Origin of the sequence: Ruminiclostridium sufflavum DSM 19573 (assembly GCF_003208175.1) — a bacterium.
In the GTDB taxonomy this organism is placed as follows: Bacteria; Bacillota; Clostridia; order Acetivibrionales; family DSM-1351; genus Ruminiclostridium; species Ruminiclostridium sufflavum.
In genome coordinates, this window is the sequence record NZ_QKMR01000051.1 from 1 (window position 1) to 1,591 (window position 1,591).

Sequence of the window (1,591 nt, forward strand, 5' to 3'; positions counted from 1 at the left end):
TGGCACCCCTTTTCGCTAACTTACGGGGTCAATTTGCCGAGTTCCTTAACAACGCTTCTCCCGTTCGTCTTAGGATTCTCTCCTCACCTACCTGTGTCGGTTTGCGGTACTGGTACCTTTATTCTGGATAGTGGATTTTCTCGTCAGTGTGGAATCTGTCACTTCGGTACTTATTTTCCCTCCGCATCACGCCTTCGAAACATCCGGCGGATTTGCCTGCCAGACTATCTACCTCGCTTGCGCATACTTTTCCAGCTGTATGCTTGACTTATCCTCCTGCGTCCCCACCTCTCTCATAACGAATAACGGCAGTACAGGAATTTCAACCTGTTGTCCATCACTTACGCCTTTCGGCCTCAGCTTAGGTCCAGACTTACCCTGGGCGGACGAACCTTCCCCAGGAAACCTTAGGCTTTCGACGGTAAAGATTCTCACTTTACTCTCGCTACTTATTCCGGCATTCTCACTACTGCTTCGTCCACACGTCCTTCCGGTCGTGCTTCAACCTACAACAGTAAGCTCCCCTACCACCCTCGTGCATCTAATACTGTCTCTTAACTTCTCTCCTGTACCCTTTACTTTTCTTCCGGTATACAGTTCAGCATTTATGACCTTTGACAAAAAGCTCTCTTTCTATCTTTATCTGTTGCTCTTTGTGAAATGTCTCAGCTTATTTTCACTAAGTGACACTATTAGATGCACGCTGATCCATAGCTTCGGTATACAGTTTAGCCCCGGACATTTTCGGCGCAGGCTCACTCGACTAGTGAGCTATTACGCACTCTTTGAATGAGTGGCTGCTTCTAAGCCAACATCCTAGTTGTCTTAGCAAGCCCACATCCTTTTCCACTTAACTGTAATTTGGGGACCTTAGCTGATGGTCTGGGCTGTTTCCCTTTTGACCATGGGACTTATCTCTCATAGTCTGACTCCCAAGTAACATCATTACGGCATTCGGAGTTTGATAGGGTTCGGTAACCTGGTAAGGCCCCTAGCCCATTCAGTGCTCTACCTCCGTATGACTTTCCCTTGAGGCTAGCCCTAAAGCTATTTCGGGGAGAACCAGCTATCTCCGAGTTCGATTGGAATTTCTCCGCCACCCACAGCTCATCCCAGACCTTTTCAACGGTCATGTGGTTCGGTCCTCCACGAGATTTTACTCCCGCTTCAACCTGTCCATGGGTAGGTCACCCGGTTTCGGGTCTATAGCATGCAACTCCTCGCCCATTTAAGACTCGGTTTCCCTTCGGCTCCGTACTTTACGTACTTAACCTCGCTGCATACAATAACTCGCCGGACCGTTCTACAAAAAGTACGCTGTCGAGCCTTAACGCTCTTCAACTGCTTGTAAACATAGGGTTTCAGGTTCTCTTTCACTCCCCTCCCGGGGTTCTTTTCACCTTTCCCTCACGGTACTGCTCCACTATCGGTCACCAGTTAGTATTTAGCCTTGGATGGTGGTCCACCCTGCTTCCCACGAGGTTTCACGTGCCTCGTGGTACTCTGGATTCTGGCCTGTCTCTTCACATTTCGCGTACGGGACTTTTACCCTCTGTGGTCTCAGCTTTCCAGCTGCTCATTCCGCTATGCT

1 rRNA gene is annotated in these 1,591 nt (G+C 49.2%); it reads right to left on the reverse strand.

From position 1 onward, the window contains the following. A 23S ribosomal RNA gene (locus LY28_RS18830) occupies positions 1-1,591 on the reverse strand; the annotation flags it as partial.